This is a genomic window from Candidatus Soleaferrea massiliensis AP7, assembly GCF_000820765.1.
In the GTDB taxonomy this organism is placed as follows: Bacteria; Bacillota; Clostridia; order Oscillospirales; family Ruminococcaceae; genus Soleaferrea; species Soleaferrea massiliensis.
Genome location: NZ_CCYH01000036.1, coordinates 100,190 through 119,270 on the forward strand (window position 1 = coordinate 100,190; position 19,081 = coordinate 119,270).

General features: G+C 54.9%; 14 protein-coding genes. 1 reads left to right on the forward strand and 13 read right to left on the reverse strand.

Annotation, left to right across the window (positions count from 1 at the left end):
• Positions 1-3 precede the first annotated feature (3 nt).
• A complete protein-coding gene (locus BN348_RS09005) occupies positions 4-468 on the forward strand; it encodes an RNA polymerase sigma factor (protein WP_040197562.1) in 465 nt (154 codons plus the stop codon).
• Positions 469-578: 110 nt separating this feature from the next.
• Here BN348_RS09005 and BN348_RS09010 read toward each other — a convergent pair whose 3' ends face one another.
• From BN348_RS09010 to BN348_RS09080, 13 genes are all read right to left on the reverse strand, one after another.
• On the reverse strand, positions 579-1,688 hold the full coding sequence (locus BN348_RS09010; RefSeq protein WP_156136476.1) for a hypothetical protein: 1,110 nt from the start codon (positions 1,686-1,688) through the stop codon (positions 579-581).
• A 243-nt stretch (positions 1,689-1,931) separates the two neighbouring features.
• On the reverse strand, positions 1,932-2,723 hold the full coding sequence (locus BN348_RS09015) for a type III pantothenate kinase (RefSeq protein ID WP_040197653.1): 792 nt from the start codon (positions 2,721-2,723) through the stop codon (positions 1,932-1,934).
• Positions 2,724-2,869: 146 nt separating this feature from the next.
• The gene (locus BN348_RS09020; RefSeq protein ID WP_040197565.1) at positions 2,870-4,000 is read right to left on the reverse strand and encodes a DegT/DnrJ/EryC1/StrS family aminotransferase; all 1,131 of its coding nucleotides are present in this window, start codon (positions 3,998-4,000) and stop codon (positions 2,870-2,872) included.
• Between the two features lie 65 nt (positions 4,001-4,065).
• Entirely contained in the window at positions 4,066-4,716 is a 651-nt protein-coding gene (locus tag BN348_RS09025) for a sugar transferase (protein ID WP_197068324.1), read from the reverse strand.
• Positions 4,706-5,872 carry a DegT/DnrJ/EryC1/StrS family aminotransferase gene (locus BN348_RS09030; protein WP_040197567.1) on the reverse strand — a complete coding sequence of 389 codons (1,167 nt, stop codon included), beginning with the start codon at positions 5,870-5,872 and terminating at the stop codon, positions 4,706-4,708. Before BN348_RS09030 ends, BN348_RS09025 begins: the two co-directional genes overlap by 11 nt.
• A 58-nt stretch (positions 5,873-5,930) precedes the next feature.
• The gene (locus BN348_RS14075; RefSeq protein ID WP_197068325.1) at positions 5,931-8,747 is read right to left on the reverse strand and encodes a glycosyltransferase family 4 protein; all 2,817 of its coding nucleotides are present in this window, start codon (positions 8,745-8,747) and stop codon (positions 5,931-5,933) included.
• 261 nt (positions 8,748-9,008) lie between these two features.
• A complete protein-coding gene (locus BN348_RS09045) occupies positions 9,009-10,403 on the reverse strand; it encodes an O-antigen ligase family protein (protein ID WP_040197569.1) in 1,395 nt (464 codons plus the stop codon).
• Complete coding sequence (locus BN348_RS09050) at positions 10,400-11,698, reverse strand: lipopolysaccharide biosynthesis protein (RefSeq protein ID WP_040197570.1); 1,299 nt, start codon at positions 11,696-11,698, stop codon at positions 10,400-10,402. Before BN348_RS09050 ends, BN348_RS09045 begins: the two co-directional genes overlap by 4 nt.
• On the reverse strand, positions 11,698-12,789 hold the full coding sequence (locus BN348_RS09055; protein ID WP_040197572.1) for a Gfo/Idh/MocA family protein: 1,092 nt from the start codon (positions 12,787-12,789) through the stop codon (positions 11,698-11,700). Before BN348_RS09055 ends, BN348_RS09050 begins: the two co-directional genes overlap by 1 nt.
• A gap of 361 nt (positions 12,790-13,150) precedes the next feature.
• Positions 13,151-13,912 (reverse strand): acyltransferase, encoded by a 762-nt coding sequence (locus tag BN348_RS09060; protein WP_040197573.1) that lies wholly within the window; start codon positions 13,910-13,912, stop codon positions 13,151-13,153.
• 517 nt (positions 13,913-14,429) lie between these two features.
• The gene (locus BN348_RS09065) at positions 14,430-16,304 is read right to left on the reverse strand and encodes a polysaccharide biosynthesis protein (RefSeq protein WP_040197574.1); all 1,875 of its coding nucleotides are present in this window, start codon (positions 16,302-16,304) and stop codon (positions 14,430-14,432) included.
• Between the two features lie 240 nt (positions 16,305-16,544).
• Entirely contained in the window at positions 16,545-17,054 is a 510-nt protein-coding gene (locus BN348_RS09070; protein WP_040197575.1) for a GNAT family N-acetyltransferase, read from the reverse strand.
• A gap of 367 nt (positions 17,055-17,421) precedes the next feature.
• Positions 17,422-19,080 carry an AMP-binding protein gene (locus tag BN348_RS09080; RefSeq protein WP_040197579.1) on the reverse strand — a complete coding sequence of 553 codons (1,659 nt, stop codon included), beginning with the start codon at positions 19,078-19,080 and terminating at the stop codon, positions 17,422-17,424.
• Position 19,081: the final 1 nt, after the last annotated feature.

Here is a 19,081-nt window from a genome sequence, read left to right on the forward strand (position 1 = left end):
GTTATGGAGTTTGAAACTATCTATCAGGACTATGCGGATACGGTCTACCGGTTTCTGCTGAACCTTACAGGCAATGAACAAACTGCCGAAGAACTGACGCAGGAATGCTTTTACCGCGCCTATAAAAGCATCAGGACATACAGCGGAAAATGCAAGCTGTCCGTTTGGCTGTGTCAAATTGCCAAGAATCTATATTTTGATGAATGCAGAAAGAAAAAATTCCAGCCTTTGAATGACCTGCAGGCAGAAGACAGCTTTTCGTTTGAGATTCTGCTTGAAAACCAAGATAGCGCCAAGCAGATTCATATGATTCTGCACCATCTGGAAGAACCCTACAAGGAAGTATTTACTCTGAAGGTCTTCGGGGAACTGTCCTACAAAGATATCGCCGGACTGTTCGGAAAAACCGAATCCTGGGCGCGTGTCACCTATTACAGGGCAAAGCTGAAGATTGCGGAGTGTTTGTAATAGAGTTGCTAATCATGTAAAAGGAATCTTTTTGCGAACCATATCAGTGAAAAAGGGACTGTATGAAGACAAAGCTTCATACAATCCCTTCTATTTACATCCCTGCTTTTTTATGAAAGTTCTTCTCCTGTCCTCGCGTCAATCAGAAGATACGCGGTCTTCTCCTCAGCATTCTCGGCGTTGATGGCCTGTATCTCCTGGGAAGTTTTGAAAAGCCAGACCGGCACAAGCTCGTATTCATTCTGTTCTTTGTTCACAGCGCGCGGGGCATAGGACATCGAGATTTCGCGAATCGCAATGGGTCTGTCCAGCGTCTGCCGCGCATACTTTTCCTTCACTGCCGCGACCGCATCCTGGATGGAAACCGTTTTTCCGCCGGTTCCCTCCGCCGTGATGGAGTAGTGTCCATCCAGACTGAAATATTCCACCCCATCCGCAGACAGCACAATCTGCGCAGAGACGCCTGTGACGTAGGCGTCCCCGTCCGGGTTTCCGTTCGGCATATCCATCAGATCGATATCATCAATTTTTTCACGCAGAGAGAGGTAATAGCAGTCTTTCCAGCCATCCCCCTGAACATCCTCCGATACAGAATTGTTGCTCTCCTCTGCGCTTCCATCTGCGTTATTTGCCTTCAGAACCAGTCCATCCGCAAGCACATACAGTTTCTGCACCTCCATATTTTCAATGTGCAGGCTTTCGAGAAGCGAGATGGCTTCGGCTCTTGCCTCTTCCTGCGTCATGAAGGGCAGATTCTGATCTGACAGATATTCATCCCCGCTATAGATGTAATCCCCTTCCAAAAACCGCGTCACGGAACTGATACTCTGCGTATAGCTGTCGGTGCAGTACGATAGGAAGCCCTTATCGTTTATGCGCAGCGTGTCCGCGTCCGAGGTGGAGCAGATGTACACATCCGGCATGCTCTGCACAGAGGTGATCTCCTTCCCCTTTAAAAAAATCTTCTTTGCAAGCATAACATCCATTTCCGTAAGACACGCAGGATAACTTCTCAGTTCCCTTTCTTCAAACATCGCAAGGCCGGCTGTCGATGCCTCCATCTTCACATTTTCTGCGCGGCTTTTGGGAGCCGATGCATCCGCCATGCCGGTGTTTGAAACGGTTGGGGGCTGTTCCGACACCGAAATATCGCCTTTATCACATGCACTCAAGGTTAACAGCATAGTCAACGCCATGATTCCAATAACAGCTTTTCTCATCTCAAACCTCCTGTCCTCTCTGCATTTCCTTCCTGTCCGATCATATAACTTCCTGAAATTTATCCAAACATCGGAAATATATCCTCTATTACTCATTATGCATATTTATTTTCTTTTGTCAACCCATAACAGCAGTTTTATGCCGAACATTTCTGTTTTTTGTCGTATAAAGTCGAATGCAGACAGATTCAAAGCCCCGGAGCAATCCATTCAGATTGCTCCGGGGCTTTATCCATCATTCCTTTACCGATGGGGATCCAGTTTGTGGATACAGTCATCATAGATCAATTTGAGGCCTTCAAGCGTCAGCCGCTTGTCAATCGCGTCGAAGATGCCCGTCACGGTGCCGATCATTTTCGACAGGCCGCCTGTGGCGATGACCTTGACCGACTCCGGATGAGCAAACTCGCGGCTGATCATATCGACGATGTTCTTGACCGCGCCGGCGTAGCCGTACAGGATGCCGGACTGCATGCTTTCAATCGTGTTGAGCCCGATCACATGCTCCGGCTTGAGCAGCTCGATGCGCGGCAGCTTGGACGTTTTCTGAAACAGCGCGTCGGCCGAAATCTTGATGCCCGGGTAGATTGAACCTCCAAGGTACGCGCCGGTTTCATCCACCGCATCGAAGGTGGTCGCGGTGCCGAAATCCACGACGATGACCGGCCCGCCGTACTTCTTATAGGCGATGATCGCGTTGACCAGACGGTCCGCGCCGACCTCTTTGGGATTGTCATACTTGTTGACAATGTCCAGTTTGATATTGTCGCCGACAATCAGCGGCTCCTTGTCGAAATATTTGCGCATGGCGTTGGTGATCGAATACATGACCTGCGGCACCACCGAGGTGATGATGATATCCTGCACACTCTTCATATCGATCTGCTGGATTGTAAAAAACTGACTGGTAAACAGACCGACCTCATCCGAGGTGATGTCCCGGTTGGTACCAAGCCGGAAGTTTGTCAGCATCCTGTCGTCCTCAAATACACCGAACTCCATATTGGTATTGCCGATATCGATTGCCAATAACAACATCTGTCACACCGCCTTTTTTGTTCCTTTGTTTGATCATTCCCCATGTGCGCGTTTCGGATGACGTCTTCCTATCCATCAGAATTCTCCGCGCACATCATCAAATTCTATCTTGCTCCAGCTCTATATGCCATTCCAACATAGATTTATGCGTCCAGCACCGCCCGTCTAACCGCCTGCGCGATGAATGCGGTCTCCTCTTCCGTCAGATACGGATGCATCGGCAGCGAGAGCACCGTATCGCTTGCCAGCTCCGAAACCGGGCATTCCCCCGCCTGACAGCCATATGACCGGAACGCGCTCTGCAGGTGCATCGGCTTTGGATAGTACACAAAGCTCGGGATTCCCCGCGCTTTCAGCTCCCGCATCACATGCTCTCTGGTCTGGTGATCTTTCAGACGGATGGTATACTGCGCATAGACGCTTTCACAGCCCTGCGGGACCTTCGGTGTGATAACCACATCCCGAAGCATGCGGGTATACATCTGCGCGATACGATGCCGGGATACGATCTCATCCTCGAAGATGTCCAGCTTGCAGTGCAGCACCGCGGCCTGCACGGTATCGAGCCGGGCGTTCAGCCCGATGCGGACATTGTCATACTTGCCGCTTCCCTTTCCATGCACACGGATGGAGCGCATCGTTTCGGCCAGCGCATCGTCATCGGTGAAGACAGCGCCGCCGTCCCCGTAACATCCCAGCGGCTTGGCCGGAAAGAAGGAGGCCGCCGCACAGGCACCGAAGCTTCCGCCGCGCTTTCCATGGTAAACGCCGCCGAAGCCCTGCGCGGCATCCTCCACAACGAACAGCCCGTATTCCTGCGCGACGGCTTCCACCGCGTCATAATCGGCCGGCAGCCCGAACAGGTCGACCGGTATGACCGCTCTGGGAGTAAGCCCGCCTGCTTGAGTCGCCCGGTCAATTTTTCGGCGGAGGTCGGCGGCATCGATGTTGTAGGTGTCGGGATCGATATCCACAAAGACCGGCGTCGCGCCGCGCAGCGCGGCGACCTCAGCCGTCGCAAAAAAGGTGAATGACGGGACGAACACCGCGTCGCCTTCCCCGATTCCCAGCGCCATCAGCGCAATGCTCAGCGCGTCGGTGCCGTTGGAGCAGCAGATGCAGTGCTTGACGCCGGCAAAATCCGCCAGCCGCCTTTCCAGTGTGAAGACCTCGTCCCCCATGATGTACTGGCCGCTGCGCATCGCGCGGAGCACCCGCTGTTCCACCTGATCCTGAACGCGCCGGTATTGCTGTTTGAGATCGATAAATTCCATATATGTTGTCCTCCTGTATCTTTTGCAGTCTACAGGATCATTCTATGCGTAAGCTTTTCACTTTATCATTTCAGGACATAATAAACCGTGGCGAACATCAGCTTGACGTCCTCCCACAGGCTGAAATTCCGCAGATATTCGAGATTGTAGGTCATCTTGATCGGCAGAATCTCTTCGACATAGGTTTCCTCCGGGTTGTCGCTTGAATCGAGCATATCGCTTTCATCCTTGAATTTGATGCTCGACAGCGCCGTCACGCCCTGCGGCAGCAGCAGCGTTGCGCGCATCTCGGGCGTATAGGCGTCGACATATTTCGGAACCTCCGGACGCGCGCCGACGAACGACATGTCGCCCTTCAGGATGTTGAACAGCTGCGGAAATTCATCCAGCCTGCATTTTCGGATCATATTGCCGACCTTTGTGATGCGGCTGTCGTTCTGTGTGGTCAGCTGCGCGCCCATCTTTTCCGCATTGACCACCATCGTTCGGAACTTCCAGATTTTAAAGGTTTTCCCGTACTGCTTGACACGTACCTGCTTGAACAGGACGGGGCCTTTGGAATCCACCTTGATCATAATTGAAAGGATCAGCAAAACCGGCGAAAGCAGGATGATGCCGATCAACGAAAGCAGAATATCGAATAACCTTTTGAACAGCATGGACAGCCGCCGGTGCTTTAACAGGTCATAATACTGCTTTACCGCATCATGTTGCATGTTTGGCGGCAATTTCTTCCACGCTTTTAGCCACATAGTACACATCATCCTCCGTCATATCTGGATATAAAGGCAGGGAGATCACCTGAGAAAACAGCTTCTCAGCGCCTGGCAGAGAGTCCTTTGCCACCGGAAAATGCATCTGGTAGTACGGGTGGCGGTGAACCGGCAGGAAATGCACGCCGGTTCCTATATTGTATTCGGTCAGCTTGTCAATAAATTCATCCCGGTCAATTCCTAAGATATCCGCATCCACACGGATGACATACAGATACCATGAATGCGTGCTGTACGGCACCTGTTCCAGCGGCGTGATACCGGGAATATTCTGAAACATCCGGTTATAGATGGCCGCGTACGTCTCCCGCTTCTGCTGCATCCCCTCAAGCCGTTCGAGCTGAGAAAGGCCGATGGAGGCGGTCAGGTCGTACATGTTGTATTTGTAGCCGATGTCCACAACCTCATACTTCCATGCGCCGCCGCGGTTATAGCGGTTCCAGGCATTCTTCTCCATGCCGTTCATACTCAGCACCCGCGCGCGCTCGGCAAGCGCGTCGTCGTCGGTCGTCAGCATGCCGCCCTCCCCGACCGCCAGATTTTTGGTGGAATAGAAGCTGAACGACGTCGCGTCCCCGATCGAACCGATCCTGCGGCCCTTATAGGTCGAATAGACGGCGTGCGCCGCATCCTCCGAGACAAACAGCGAATATTTCTGCGCCAGCTGCATGATCGCGTCCATATCGCAGGTCTGGCCGGCAAAATGCACCGGAACGATGGCCTTGGTCCGTTCGGTAATCTTATCCTCGATCTGGCCCGCGTCGATAAGACCGGTGTTCGGGTCCACATCGACAAAGACCGGCGTCGCACCCGTATGTACAATGGTATTGACGGTCGAGACGAAGGTGAACGGGGTCGTGATGACCTCATCCCCCGCCGTGACGCCCTTCGCAAGAAGCGCCAGATGCAGCGCCGCCGTGCCGGAATTCACGGCAACGGCGTGCTTCGCCCCGACATAATGCGCAAACCGCTGTTCGAACTCGATTGTCCGCGGTCCCTTGGACCACCACCGAGATTTCAACGTACCAACAACTGCCTGTACATCGCTTTCGCTCACCGACGGAAGCGCATACGGCAGAAATTCTTCCCGTATTTTCATGTCCAACCTCCAACAACACCCTCAACTGATGGATTCCCTGTATCCCTCTTGTCCATGATCATCCTTCCAGCGCATCGGCGAACCGTTGTGCCAGAACGGCATAGTCATGGTTACACATGACATAATGATACGCATTCTTCCCAAATTGTTCAAGCTCATTTGGTGACATTTTCTTGAACAGTTTGACCGCATCCGCGATGGCCCGCGCATTTTCGGGCTCAATCGTCATACCGCACGCCGCGTCCCCGACGACGTCGTTGGAGGCCTCCACGCCGCAGATAATTGGCTTTGCCGCCAGCATATAGTCGTACAGCTTGTTCATGCCGACGCCGTAGCGGTAGAGCGAACACCGCTTCGCGCCGATGTACAGCACATCCGCAAGCTTGAGCACCGCGTTCACCAGCCGCTTCGGAACCGGGTCGAGGATCAGGAGGTTGCCGCTTCCAAGCTCCTGCGCCCGCTTCCTGAGCGCATCCTTATAAGCGCCGTCGCCGATCATGACAAGGCACACATCCTCACCGACCTGCACCGACGCTTCCACAAATTCCTCGAGCGCATTGGCCTTGGCGAAACCGCCGAGATACATCACGATGAACTTTCCGCGCTCGCGCTGTTCCTGCAGCAGCTGCCGGTAAGGCTCTGCTTCGGCGCAGACGCTCGCGCGCAGCGGCACGCCGTTCGGGATGTAGACAAATTTGGACGGGTCCTTTCCGCGTTCCGCAATGTGCCGGTCGGCATGCGGCAGCACCGAGATGATCTTTTGCGCGTTCTGGAACGCAAAGTCCTCGGCCCGCTGCAGATATTTGATCATCGGGTTGCGCTCCCCAAAGCCGTATAGCTCGATCGGCGACAGCGGCCAGAGATCGTGGATTTCGAAGTAAAGCCTGCCGCCTGCGGCATCGGCAACGCGCTTGGCTCCATAGATGTCGAACGGATAGGTCGAGGAGGCGACCACCGCATCCGGATGGTATTTCCGCGCAAGCTGCCCGGCATGGCGTTTGAGCTTCTGCGCAAAGGTCACCATATTGAGGATGCGGTTCTGGTCGTTTCGCCTGTATGCCGGGGTTTTGACCCAGACATACCGTACGCCGTCCATCATCTGCTCGCTGAAGTCCTCGTCGATCTGCGGGTTTTTCCTGCGCAGATGGGAGAAGGTCGCGGCCACCACCGTCACCTCATGGCCGAGCTTTGCAAGCTCGCGGCCAAGATAGTATGGCCGGAATTCCATGCCGAGCTCCTCCGAGCCCGCATAGTGGTTGATGATTATGATGGACATCCCGGATTTTTGGGATGCTTTTTTATCCTTTTCCGGCATCGTATCGGGTTCGGCCTCCCGCTGCCCGGGTTCATGGCTATGCGCCTTCTGCGCGTGGATATGCGGCGTTTTGATTCTCTGCATCGTCCTTCCTCCCGCTCCTGTTGTCATGGTGTTCTGTTTCCTCGTTCCGGCCGCCGTCCGCTGTTTCGGGCCTGTCTGCACAGAAATATCCTGCGCACGGATATATCGGGTTTTACGCAGCTGTTCATCGGACAAATCGGCAGCGGTATGGTTGAGCTGCTCCTTCTGTCTTTGTATATTTCCCGCACTGGAAGGGGATTCTTTCTGGCTTTGTGTGCTTCCCACATTGGAAATAGACTCTTTTTGTGTTTGTATGTTTCCTGCATTGGAAACGGATTCTTTTTGCGTTTGTATGTTTCCATTACTGGAAATGGATTCTTTCACTGCGCCTCCCTGCTCAGGATGCCTGCTGGAAGCGCCCTTCCGCCGCACCGGCTGCTTGGAAAGCCATTGATAGGCATGCAGCAATTTTTCTGCCTCCTGTTCCCAGTTGTATGTCTGTTCCACCAGCCTTCTGCCGTTCTCTCCCATCTCCCTGGCGCGCTGGGAATCGGCGAACAGCTCGTTAACGGCGGCGGCAATCCCCTTCGGATCCATCGGGTCGACCAGGATACCGCACTGTCCCTTTTCGACGATTTCACGCCAGTATGGGAAATCGGACGCCACAACCGGAAGCCCCGCGGCCATGTATTCGAACATCTTGATCGGCAGGGATACCAGATAATTTGGAATCGGGTGCAGCACCACCAGCCCTGCCGCCGTCTCGGACAGCAGCTCGGACACCTGTTTCCGGTTCAGAAAACCGAGATAGCGGGTTTTTTCATATCCCTTCCTCTGTTCGGTTTCCCGACGCAGTTCGTCGGTTTCAAAGCTGCCGCCCAGCAGCAGCTCCCCATTCAGATATTCCGCGGCGTCCACCATTTCCGCGATTCCGCGCACCTTGGTGATGCCGCCCAGATAGCACACCGTGTCCCGGCGCGGCTGTCCGGCATCTTTGCTGTATGGGAACTCCGCCAGAATCGGGTAGTTGTTGACCGCGATGGTCTGCGGGTTGATCTTTTGAAACCGTTCGGCAATGACGGGCGTGGCGGCCACGATCAGGTCAAACCGCTTTGCGCAGTGGTTTTCCATACGCTCAAACACCGCCGCGGTGCGCTTTCGTACAAACGGGCGCAGCCACGGCTTGTTGAGTATCTGGCGCGGCACATCCTCATGTACATCGTAGACGACCTTTTTCCCGTGCCGTTTCAGGTAAAGGCCGGTGAAGATCAATTCCGGGTCGTGAAAATGATAGATATCCGCGTCCTGTTCGAGCGCCAGCCTGCCAAACGCCTTGGAACAACCCAGCATGCGGTCGGCCCTCGAGCGGAATTCCCGTGCCTTTACAAAACGGATTCCATCTTCGTCGGTTCCCTCCCGGTACGGGGAAACCAGGGTGACCTCATAGCCGGCGCGCCGCAGTGTCAGCGCCTCTTTGTGGTAGATCCGCACATCGCCGGGCTGATGAACGCTTGTCAGGATGCACACGTTACACATCTGTATCTACACCGTCCTTTAACATCATGCTTGTTGATTCTGACAGGCCGACTTTATGCATACAGGCAGCTGTCTTGAAAATAGACCTGTCGTTCTTTCACGGAAAAAACAGCGATTGCGGTCACTGGAAATCTAGATGCGCTTTTTTCTGACGCATGATCATCCGGAGCTTTACAGCGCAACCATGGTCGTCAGCTTCGCCATGAATGCCGGTTTCCAGACGGCATCCGTTCCGTCCCTCCTTCAAGGGGCGGCATCCCGTCAGACACTGCCGTCATCGGGAACCCTGTCGCGCTTCCAGGCCGCGACAGCGCCGATCAGAAGGATGATAAAGAACCAGAATATCTTGTCATAAAACAGCCCGAATTTCCCGGAGATGCCGCTGTTGAAGAAGCAAAGCCCCAGCGGCAGGAAGTACAGAACGCCGTTCGGGTTGATCCGAAACAGCCGGCAGACCGTGAGAAACGCCATCACAAGGATGAACAGCGAAACGGAAAGCTTGAGCAGGCCGCCGGTCAGCAGGTCGGAGAAGAAAAAGCTGTGCGGATTCATCCAGCCGGGCTGTTTTTCCGCGGTTGGATAGGCCTGTTCCAGCGCGGGGTAGCTCTGCCGGTCATACAGGTAGAGGTCGTAGCCGGAGCCCCTTCCGAAGATCCACTGCACCGGGGTCATCTCCCGGATTCCGTCGGCCGCAATGCTCCAGATGATCGTGCGCTTTGCCACCGCCTTTCCGTCCATCATCGTCTCAATGGTGTCTTCCAGCGTACTGCCTTCGGACATCCCGCCCTGCTGGGAGGATCCGCCCTGCGGCCCGCGCGCGCGTTCCCCGGCCTGGCTGGGAAACCAGGAGGCGAACAGGAAGGTGGTCAGGCAGGCAAACAGAAAGCACAGCAGGGACAGCAGCACGCCGCGAAGCATCGCCGGCTTCCTGCGAACCTGGGCCTGCACGGCCGCAAAGACCAGCAAAAACACCAGAACACACGGCGCGATCATCAGCGTCCTTCTCGAGCCGCTGAGCAGAAAGATCGGAAAGCACAGCGCCGCGTACAGGAACAGGACGGCATATCTTCCCCAGACGGCATGGGTTTTCATATAAAACAGCCGGACAAACAGGCAGATAAACGACAGCAGGACGACCAGTGAAAACTGGTTGTAGTCCCGCACGGCGGTCAGCCGCTGCAGATAGACTGGCCGGCTGAAGAAGTAGAGCAGATAGGTTCCAATGGCGCTGACTATGCCGACCAGGATGAAGTTGTCCAGCAGGTGTTTGACCTGCAGGCGATGGTCGATGTAGTAGAGCATCAGCAGCGCCAGAAGGAGCTTCAGCGCAATCTGAACGGTCTTATCCACCGCGACAGACAGGTTCGGCGAATAGAGCAGGCCGATCGTGTCCAACAGGATGTACAGGGCAAGCCCGATGGACAGCAGCTTGCAGCTTCCGATATTCCGATAAATCCGTTCCCAGATGCGTCCGGGATGAAACCCGAAATCCAGCAGCATCTTCGCGGCGCCGAACCCGACGGCGCCCGCCAGCGAAAGCTCATACACAACCGGAACAGCCGGCAGCGTGATGCGAAGGAACCCGAAGAAGAACGCCGCATGCAGGCTGACGGCAAAGCAGGCCGTTACCATCTCGTTTCTTCTGTTTCCAATCATGTTTTTCCCCCTTTCACACCGCCGCCGTTTGCAAGGCGCATGGTATACCGCAGATGCACGCCGTACAGCAGTGTGGTCGCCATGCCGAAGGCAAGCAGCACGACGTAGACGTTCCCGCTCACCAGGTAGCTCAGATACATCGCGCCCGCGCTCAGAATCAGCATGGATATCTGCCAGAGCATCTCGAACCGCTGCCGTTCGGCGACGATGGTCATAAAGGTGAGCGGGCTCACTACAAGCTTGACATAGAAGAATGGCGCCATGATGGACGAAAAGACCGCCGCCATCCCCCACTGGCTGCCGAAGAACCAGGTCAGAAGCGGCTTCGAGAACAGCAGCAGGATTCCAAACGGCAGGATGGCAATCAGCGCGAGCGAGCGCAGCGTTTTAAAGTAGACGTCGCGGCACTGACCGGTGCTCGTGTATTCGCTGCTGGCGCGCTGGCGGAACACATCGCCGATCGACTGGCCCAGCAGCGTGATCGGCAGGGCAAGCACCCGCATCATCATCGAATACTGTCCAACGATGCCGGCATCCCAGAAAAATCCAAGCAGGAAGACCGGGATCTGGTTGGCATAGGTGTTGACGACACCGGACGGCATTGAGAAAAACAGGAAGTGGCGGTACCGCTTCGCCAGCTCCTTCATGCGCGAAAAGCGGATGCTGACCCGCTCCCGCTCCTTACGATACTCGTGCACCGTGTAGAGGATCAGCAGGAGCATCACAAAGCTCTGCGCGATCAGGTAGGCGAGAAACAGCCCATACTGCTTGAACCGGCCGGCAAACAGCACGGCAAATAAAATGGACAGCCCGCCCACGCCGACGGCCTGAATCATCTTGTTGACCGACAGGTTGACATAGCGTTTTTTGCGGTTCAGCAGGTAATTGCACGAATAGTAGACGCCTAAGACCCCGACCGCGGCGGGAAGATACCAGACCCACTGCGCCACCGCGCCGATAAAAACCTGATACACCCCCAGCGCCGCATAACAGAGCGCCGCGAACAGCACGCTGAGCACGGACGACAGCACCGTCAGGTTGAAGGCGTCGTCATCCTCCCGCGGCAGCATGACCGCGAATTCGTACCGCCCGGTCGCGACGATCACCAGGATCGAATACCACGAGGTGAAGGTCTGGAACAGGCCGACGTCCTGATCGGTGTACAGCCGTGAGATGAACGGCGTCGTCAGGAACTGGATGCCGAACGCGATGACGGTGCCGACCAGCACAACCGAGATGTTCCTTGCATATTCACTTTTCCGAAAGCCATCGGCGAGTCTTTTTACCAATACCATCAATCAAAACGACCTTTAAAATCAGTTGTCCCGCAGTCGGCGAGCGGCAGCTTTACCGGCAGGCCCCCGGCTGCGGATTTATATATGGCAAGCACCAGTTCGAGCGCGCGCTTTCCCGCCTGCCCGTCCACATACGGCGCGCGGTTTTCTTCAATGGCCGCAGCCATGTCCGCATACAGCGGCGTGTGGCCGAAGCCGTAGATGTTCGGCGGCGTCTCGTGATACCTGCGCTTGACCTCCTCGGACTGCTCTTCGCCGATTCCCTCAAAGCGGTATTCCTCGATGCGGTTGACCGACCTGCCGCCCACCTTGAGCGTCCCCTTCTCCCCAAACAGGTAGAGGGTTTCCTCCAGATTCTGAGGATAGACGCTGGTGGTGCCTTCTATGACGCCGTATGCGCCGTTTCTGAACTTGACAAGCGCAACGCCCAGGTCCTCCGCTTCGATATAGGGATGGTTGAGATTGTCGGTGTAGGCAAACACCTCGGACACCTCATCCCCCATCATCCAGCGCAGCAGGTCGATGTTGTGGATGCACTGGTTCATCAGCGCGCCGCCGTCCAGCTCCCAAGTGCCGCGCCACGCCGCCTGCCGGTAATAGTCCGGCCCGCGGTTCCATCGGATATGTGCGGCGCCGTGCAGCATCCGGCCGAACCGTCCTTCCTCCAGCGTCTCGCGCATCTTTTGGACCGACCGGTTGAACCGGTTCTGATGGCAGGCACAGAGCTTGACCCCTTTTTCCTGTGCCTTGTCAATCAGCCTGTCTGCATCCCGAATGGAAAGCGCAATCGGCTTTTCAATGATCAGATTGCAGCCGGCTTCCAGGCAGTCCAGCCCGATTTTAGCGTGATAGCCGCTTTCGGTCGCAACCGTGACAAGCTCGGGCTTTACCTTGTGCAGCATGCTCTGGTAGTCTGTATAGACCGGAACCTTGCCCTGCAGGTCAAAGGTCTGTAAAAGGCTCAGCGCCTTCTGCTCGTCGATATCGCAGACCGCCGCAAGGGTGACCTTGTCCGCATTGTTTTTTACCGCCGCGATGTGGTTGGGTGAAATTCTGCCGCATCCGATCAGCGCCATTTTGATGGGTTTCATAACAACACCTCATTTTCATAATCTTTGTCCCACATCATGTATATGTACGCAAAAAAAATAAGATAACAACCTTTCTGCCATACAGAAAAATTGTTACCTTATTTTTCATGCTTTATTCTGCTCGGACAACAATTGTTAGCCGCTGTTCGGATTCGGTGACCGGGCAGATGCTGTTCATTTTGATCATTTCTCAAATGAAAAATGCCATCCCGCGCTTTTTAATAGGATTGGATCACATTTTCAGCTTCGATGAATCAAATGTTTTTCGACCGCCGGATTCTGAAACGTTTAAAACCCGTGGGATATCAACAGAAAAACTGTTATTTAAGACCACATTCTCTTTTCCAACGCGCAGATCCATCTATGCGTCCCGCTTCGGCGGCTTCATCCGCTGACGCTCCAGAAGCTGTTCGCTCGGGACATCCCCGACCACCTTGGCCGGACTGCCCAGCACCACCTTTTCCGGCGGCGCGTCCTTCGTCACAACGCTTCCGGCCGCGGCCAGCGCGTCCGCGCCGATCACCTTCCCGGGCAGGACCACACATCCCGCGCCGATGCGGCCGCCGTTTTCCACCGTGACGCCCTGAAACCGTTCAAACCGCTCTTCGGTGCGGCCCGCGAAGTTGTCGTTGGAGGTGACCACGCCCGGCGCAATGAAGCAGTGTTCACCGATCACCGAATGGGCGGTGATATAGGCGTTGGTCTCGATCTTGGTATCACTGCCGATCTCACAGAAATTCTCCACGGCCGCGCCGCGCCCGATGATCGTCCGCTTTCCAATATGAACATGCTCGCGCACGGAAGCAAGATCCGCAACCAGCGTCTTTTCTTCCACGACGCATCCCCGATAAAGGACGGCATGCGTGCCGATGATACAGCCGTCGCCGATCCTGCAGACCTCCAGCGGCTCCTCTTTGGTTACGGCGCTGCCGGCCGCCTTCATCGGAAGCTTGCCAATATCCGCGAAATCGTCAATCCGCACCCGGTCGCCGACGACGGTTCCGCTGCGGATGACAGCATGATGCCCAATGACACATTCCCTGCCGATAACGGCATCGTCCTCAATGACGGTATAGGCTCCAATCGAGGTTCCTTCCCCGATGCTGGCTTTCTCGCTGATCATAGTCTCACTCCAAACGGCAGTTTATTGTGCGAAACAAGGGAACTATTTTTACTTTAAGCTGTCCGCAGGCGGCCGACCACCTGGCGGTAGAGCAATCGCCTACAGTATTCTGCGGCCGGAGAATCATTCTGACTCAAAGCCGGCCGCAGACGGCCAAAGCAGATAAAAACATATCATAGGGGGATTTTCAAGGGGGGCCATCTTGCTTTAAGCGGCACAGTGCATGGCCCCCCTTGAACGGCCTTTCTTGGTACCTTCTTTGGCCGCGCAAAGAAGGTACTGCCACTCAGCCAAGGTATCTTGGCAAACAAAGTATGGCCGCTGCGCTGCAGCGATATAATACCCATAAAGCCAAGGACTACTTAACAAACAACGTAAACCCGCTGAGATACAGCGGTACAAACACCACATAAAACAATGTGTCCTGCCAGCAAAGACACCGCTTTCCCTGCCTTATTGACAACCTGAGCCGGGTTTACATAAAACCCGGCTCATACATTTTGTCAAACATTCGATGCTAGGAAAGCTGCCCGCCCTCTTTGTTGTGGTGGAAGGTCGGCACAATCTCCCCTACCAACCCAAACATCTCGTCGATTCCGCGCTTCTCATCCATTGCCGAAACCTCCAGATCCTTGACCTGGCGGGAGAACAGATCGAAATCGTTGTCCACCGGCTTATTGATAAAGATCTTGTTGTTGGTGGTCTTGGTCGTCGTCTCCTGGTCGAGACTGATTTCTTCAAACAGCTTTTCGCCCGGCCGCAGGCCCGTAAAGATGATCTTGATGTCGCGGCCCGGCTCCAGGCCGTTCAGACGGATGAGGTCGCAGGCAAGGTCGTAAATCTTGACCGGCTGTCCCATATCCAGCACAAAGATTTCGCCGCCGTGCGCCATCGCGCCCGCCTCCAGCACAAGCTGGCAGGCCTCCGGGATGGTCATGAAGTAGCGCTGCATCTCCGGATGGGTGACGGTGACCGGCCCGCCGGTCTCAATCTGTTTCTGGAAGAACGGCACAACACTGCCGTTGCTGCCCAGCACGTTTCCAAACCGGACCGCGGCGAACTCGGTGTCGGACATCGTGTCCAGCATCTGCACGAGCAGCTCTGTGATGCGTTTCGAAGCGCCCATGATGTTCGTCGGGTTGACCGCCTTGTCGGTCGAAATCAGGATGAACTTATTCACCTTGTGCAGGATCGCCGTCTGTGCGACGTTGAGGGTACCGAACACATTGTTTTTGATGGCCTCCCGCGGATTGATCTCCATCATCGGGACATGCTTGTGCGCCGCGGCATGCACGACAATCTCCGGGGAAAACTCGGTGAAGATCTCCTCCATGCGCTTGCGGTCGCGGATCGAACCGAGACGCAGCTCGTAGCGGTCGGTATCGTAATCCTCCTTGAGCTCGTTGTCGAAATAGAACAAGCCGTTCTCATTGATGTCGAAGATGACCAGCTTCTTCGCGCCGAACTGCAGCACCTGCCGGCAGATCTCCGAACCGATCGAACCGACGCCGCCGGTGACCAGAACGGTCTTGTCCTTGACAAAGTTCTTGACGACATCCATGTTGAGGTCCACGCGGTTGCGCCTGAGCAGGTCTTCCAGGTTGATCTGTTTGATGCGGATCTTGTCCAGGTTGTTCTGGCTGAAATCATCCAGCGTGCCGAACCGCCGGATCGGGCACTTCGCATGCTTGCATTGCTTTAAGATGCTCTTGAGCTTCTCCTTGTCGATGTTCGACACCGCAAGCAGTACCTCGTCGATGTCGTATTCGTCGAGCAGCTTTTCAAGCTGCTTGCCCGGCGCAACAACCTTGATGCCATTGATTTTTTTATTCCAGAGGGAACGGTCGTCATCCACAAACAGCACCGGCAGCAGCCCGTCCTGCGGATGGGTGGCCAGCTTGTGCTGTAGATAAACGCCCAGCTCGCCGGCACCGTAGATCAGCACGCGGCTCATGTTTTCCCCGTTGGTGTATTTGGTGTACTTGTTTCTGAAATACAGGACAATCTTGACCGACAGCCTACCGAGCATAGTAAAGATCATCAGGAAGATGGCGGTCAGAATCATGACCTCAAACGGCATGCCGATGGTGAAGACCCTGTCGAGCACAAACATCGCGACCATGACCAGAAAGACGGCTTCCGCCTGCCGCACAACCTCGGTGAAACCGATGTGCCTGAGAATGTTGTTGTAATTCTTGCAAAGCACATTGAACAGCAGCACCAACGCAAAGATTAAAACGATGTACGTCGCCATATTCGTGATATAAAAAGCCGGAACCTCGCGGACAAACCCAAAGCGCATTTTGAAACCGGCCATGATGGAGATCGCCACTGCCATAAAATCCCAAATAACCAGCACAAAATTCTGCGCTACTCTTTTTTTATTACTCAAAAAACACACTCCTTAGTACCCATACATCCCTGCCCAAAATGATTGAAACGCCGAAACATTCCAAATCCTTGAAATTTTGATTCCGATCATTTCAAATACTCATACAGTGTTCATTATACACATCTGTATTTTGGATGTCAATCTAAACCAAGAAATTCTTGACGCAGCGGCTCGAAATTTATCGAAGCTTCCACCTGATATGCGGCGGCACAACCATATCTTTTCCAATAATTGCTACAGTTATTCCGTTTTGCACAGCGCGTAGATGCAGGAATCGAACATCTTCCCATATTTGCAGACGCTGTTTTTGAGTATGCCTTCCAATATAAATCCGGCATGCTCGAGTACCTTCCTCGATCCGGCGTTGTGCGCATACGGCTCGGCAAAGATGCGCACGATGTCATACTTCCGGAACGCTTCGTCACAGAGCTGCTTCACCGCCGCCGACATGATCCCTTTGTTCCAGTACGGTTCTGCCAGCCAGTATCCCAGCTCCGCCGACCTGCGGTACACATCCTCCTTTAAAAATATCCCGATGCTGCCGACCGCCTTCCCGTCCGCTTCAATTGCGCGACAGCACTGCCGTGTCTCGTCCTCTTCGACACAGGACCGCACATACATCCGCGCGTCCTGTATGGTATAGGGATAAGGGAACGCATCGCGCAGGTTTTCCGCAATTCTGGGATTGTTCGCAAAACGCGCGACGCTCTCAATGTCCTCTTCCTTCCATCTTCTCAGAATAAAATCCATAGAATGTCTTCTCCTCCCGTTTTTTTTCATGTCTCCTATCGTGAAACAGTCCAGCGGATTCCTTCTCCACCGTCTTATAGAGGCCCGCTTTCTCACTGAGCGGCACTTCATATCCCGGTTCACAGCAGGAATCCGCCATGATACAAAGACAGTCAGGGAGAAAGCATTCACCCTGACTGATCTTAAATTGCATGGTGTTTGAACCGTTTTGACGTTCTTTTCTGATACCATCCTGAAGGAACGATCCGTCTTCCCTCGACGACATCTCGAAGGACGATTCGTTTTCCCATGATGCCATCTAGAAGGGTTGTTTTCCCTTCATGCCACCCTAAAGGAGCACATTGTTCTCTGCTCCCGGACGATCCTTTTACTGGCTGTCCTGGTCGCGGATCTGCACGCGGCGGATCTTTCCGCTGATGGTCTTGGGCAGCTCGGCGACAAATTCGACGACGCGCGGATATTTGTACGGCGCGGTCTGCTTCTTGACATAGTTTTGGAGCTCCTTTTTAAGCTCCTCGGACGCCGTGTAACCGCTGGTCAGCACGATGGTTGCCTTGACCACCTGGCCGCGGATCGGGTCCGGAACCGCGGTGATCGCGCATTCCAGCACCGACGGGTGCTCCATCAGCACGCTTTCGATCTCGAACGGGCCGATGCGGTAGCCGGAGGACTTGATGACGTCGTCGGTCCTGCCGACATACCAGAAGTAGCCGTCCTCATCCTTCCAGGCGGTGTCGCCGGTGTGGTACAGGTTGTCGTGCCAGGCTTCGTTCGTCTTTTCCTGATCGCGGTAATAGCCCATGAACAGGCCGACCTGCTTTTTGCCGGGCTCAGTCCGCACACAGATCTCGCCGACCTCTCCGGGATTCACCTCATTGCCGTCCTCATCGACCAGCACAACGTTGTAAAGCGGGGAAGGCTTGCCCATCGAGCCGGGCTTCGGCGTGCTGCCGACCAGGTTTGCAAGCAGCAGCGTGGTTTCGGTCTGTCCGAAGCCCTCCATAAGCTGCAGGCCGGTGAATTCCTTGAAGCGGTTGTAGACCTCGGGGTTCAGCGCCTCGCCGGCGATGGTGGTGTATTTCAGCGTGGACAGGTCATAATCCGCCATGCCTTCCTTGATGAAGAACCGGAAGATGGTCGGCGGCGCGCAGAATGAGGTGATGCCGTGCTGCTCGATGATCCGCAGCAGGTCCGCCGGCTGGAATTTATCGAAGTCATAGACGAAGATGCAGGCACCCGCGGTCCACTGACCGTACAGCTTGCCCCAAGCCGCCTTGCCCCAGCCGGTTTCGGACAGGGTCAGATGCAGGCCGTCCTGCGGGATGTTCTGCCAGAACTTCGCGGTGATGATGTGCGCGATCGCATAGGTGTGGTCGTGCAGCACCATCTTCGGCTGTCCGGTGGTGCCGGAGGTGAAGTAAAGCAGCATGCCGTCGGTCACGTCGGTTTCCTGACGGTCAAGCCGGTCGGAGTAGCTTTCAAGCGCCGCGCCGAAATCGATCCAGCCCTCGTCGCCGCCATGCACCATAAATTTACACACCAGCCCATCGTACTCGGCACAGGCCTGCTCAACATGTTCGGAGACCTCCCCGTCCCTGGTGCACAGGATGCTCTTGACGTCCGCTGCCTTAAAACGATACAGGATATCCTTCTTGGTCAGCAGGTTGGTTGCCGGGATGGCGATTGCGCCGATCTTGTGCAGTGCCAGAATGCTGAACCAGAACTCATAGTGCCTTTTCAGGATCAGCATAACCCGGTCGCCGCGCTGGATGCCGTTTTTTAAAAACATGTTGGCAGCCATATTGCTGTAGCGGCTCATGTCTGCGTAGGTGAAGGTCTTCTCCTCGCCCTGTTCGTTGCACCAGAGCATGGCCGGACGGTCCGGGTCCAGCTCGGCGATTTTATCGATGACGTCGTAGCCGAAGTTGTAATGGTCGTCAAAGACCGGCTCAAAAAAGCTCAGCACGCCGTTTTCATCAAATTCTACTTTGCAGAAATTCTGATAAAAGTTTTGCAGGTCCTTCATG

Excerpts from the sequence above, each read along its gene's own strand:
- BN348_RS09005 (WP_040197562.1), top strand. The coding sequence starts at position 4 with ATGGAGTTTGAAACTATCTATCAGGACTATGCGGATACGGTCTACCGG.
- BN348_RS09010 (WP_156136476.1), bottom strand. The coding sequence starts at position 1,688 with ATGAGAAAAGCTGTTATTGGAATCATGGCGTTGACTATGCTGTTAACC.
- BN348_RS09020 (WP_040197565.1), bottom strand. The coding sequence starts at position 4,000 with ATGGAATTTATCGATCTCAAACAGCAATACCGGCGCGTTCAGGATCAG.
- BN348_RS09025 (WP_197068324.1), bottom strand. The coding sequence starts at position 4,716 with ATGCAACATGATGCGGTAAAGCAGTATTATGACCTGTTAAAGCACCGG.
- BN348_RS09030 (WP_040197567.1), bottom strand. The coding sequence starts at position 5,872 with ATGAAAATACGGGAAGAATTTCTGCCGTATGCGCTTCCGTCGGTGAGC.
- BN348_RS14075 (WP_197068325.1), bottom strand. The coding sequence starts at position 8,747 with ATGTGTAACGTGTGCATCCTGACAAGCGTTCATCAGCCCGGCGATGTG.
- BN348_RS09045 (WP_040197569.1), bottom strand. The coding sequence starts at position 10,403 with ATGATTGGAAACAGAAGAAACGAGATGGTAACGGCCTGCTTTGCCGTC.
- BN348_RS09050 (WP_040197570.1), bottom strand. The coding sequence starts at position 11,698 with ATGGTATTGGTAAAAAGACTCGCCGATGGCTTTCGGAAAAGTGAATAT.
- BN348_RS09055 (WP_040197572.1), bottom strand. The coding sequence starts at position 12,789 with ATGAAACCCATCAAAATGGCGCTGATCGGATGCGGCAGAATTTCACCC.
- BN348_RS09060 (WP_040197573.1), bottom strand. The coding sequence starts at position 13,912 with ATGATCAGCGAGAAAGCCAGCATCGGGGAAGGAACCTCGATTGGAGCC.
- BN348_RS09070 (WP_040197575.1), bottom strand. The coding sequence starts at position 17,054 with ATGGATTTTATTCTGAGAAGATGGAAGGAAGAGGACATTGAGAGCGTC.
- BN348_RS09080 (WP_040197579.1), bottom strand. The coding sequence starts at position 19,080 with ATGAAGGACCTGCAAAACTTTTATCAGAATTTCTGCAAAGTAGAATTT.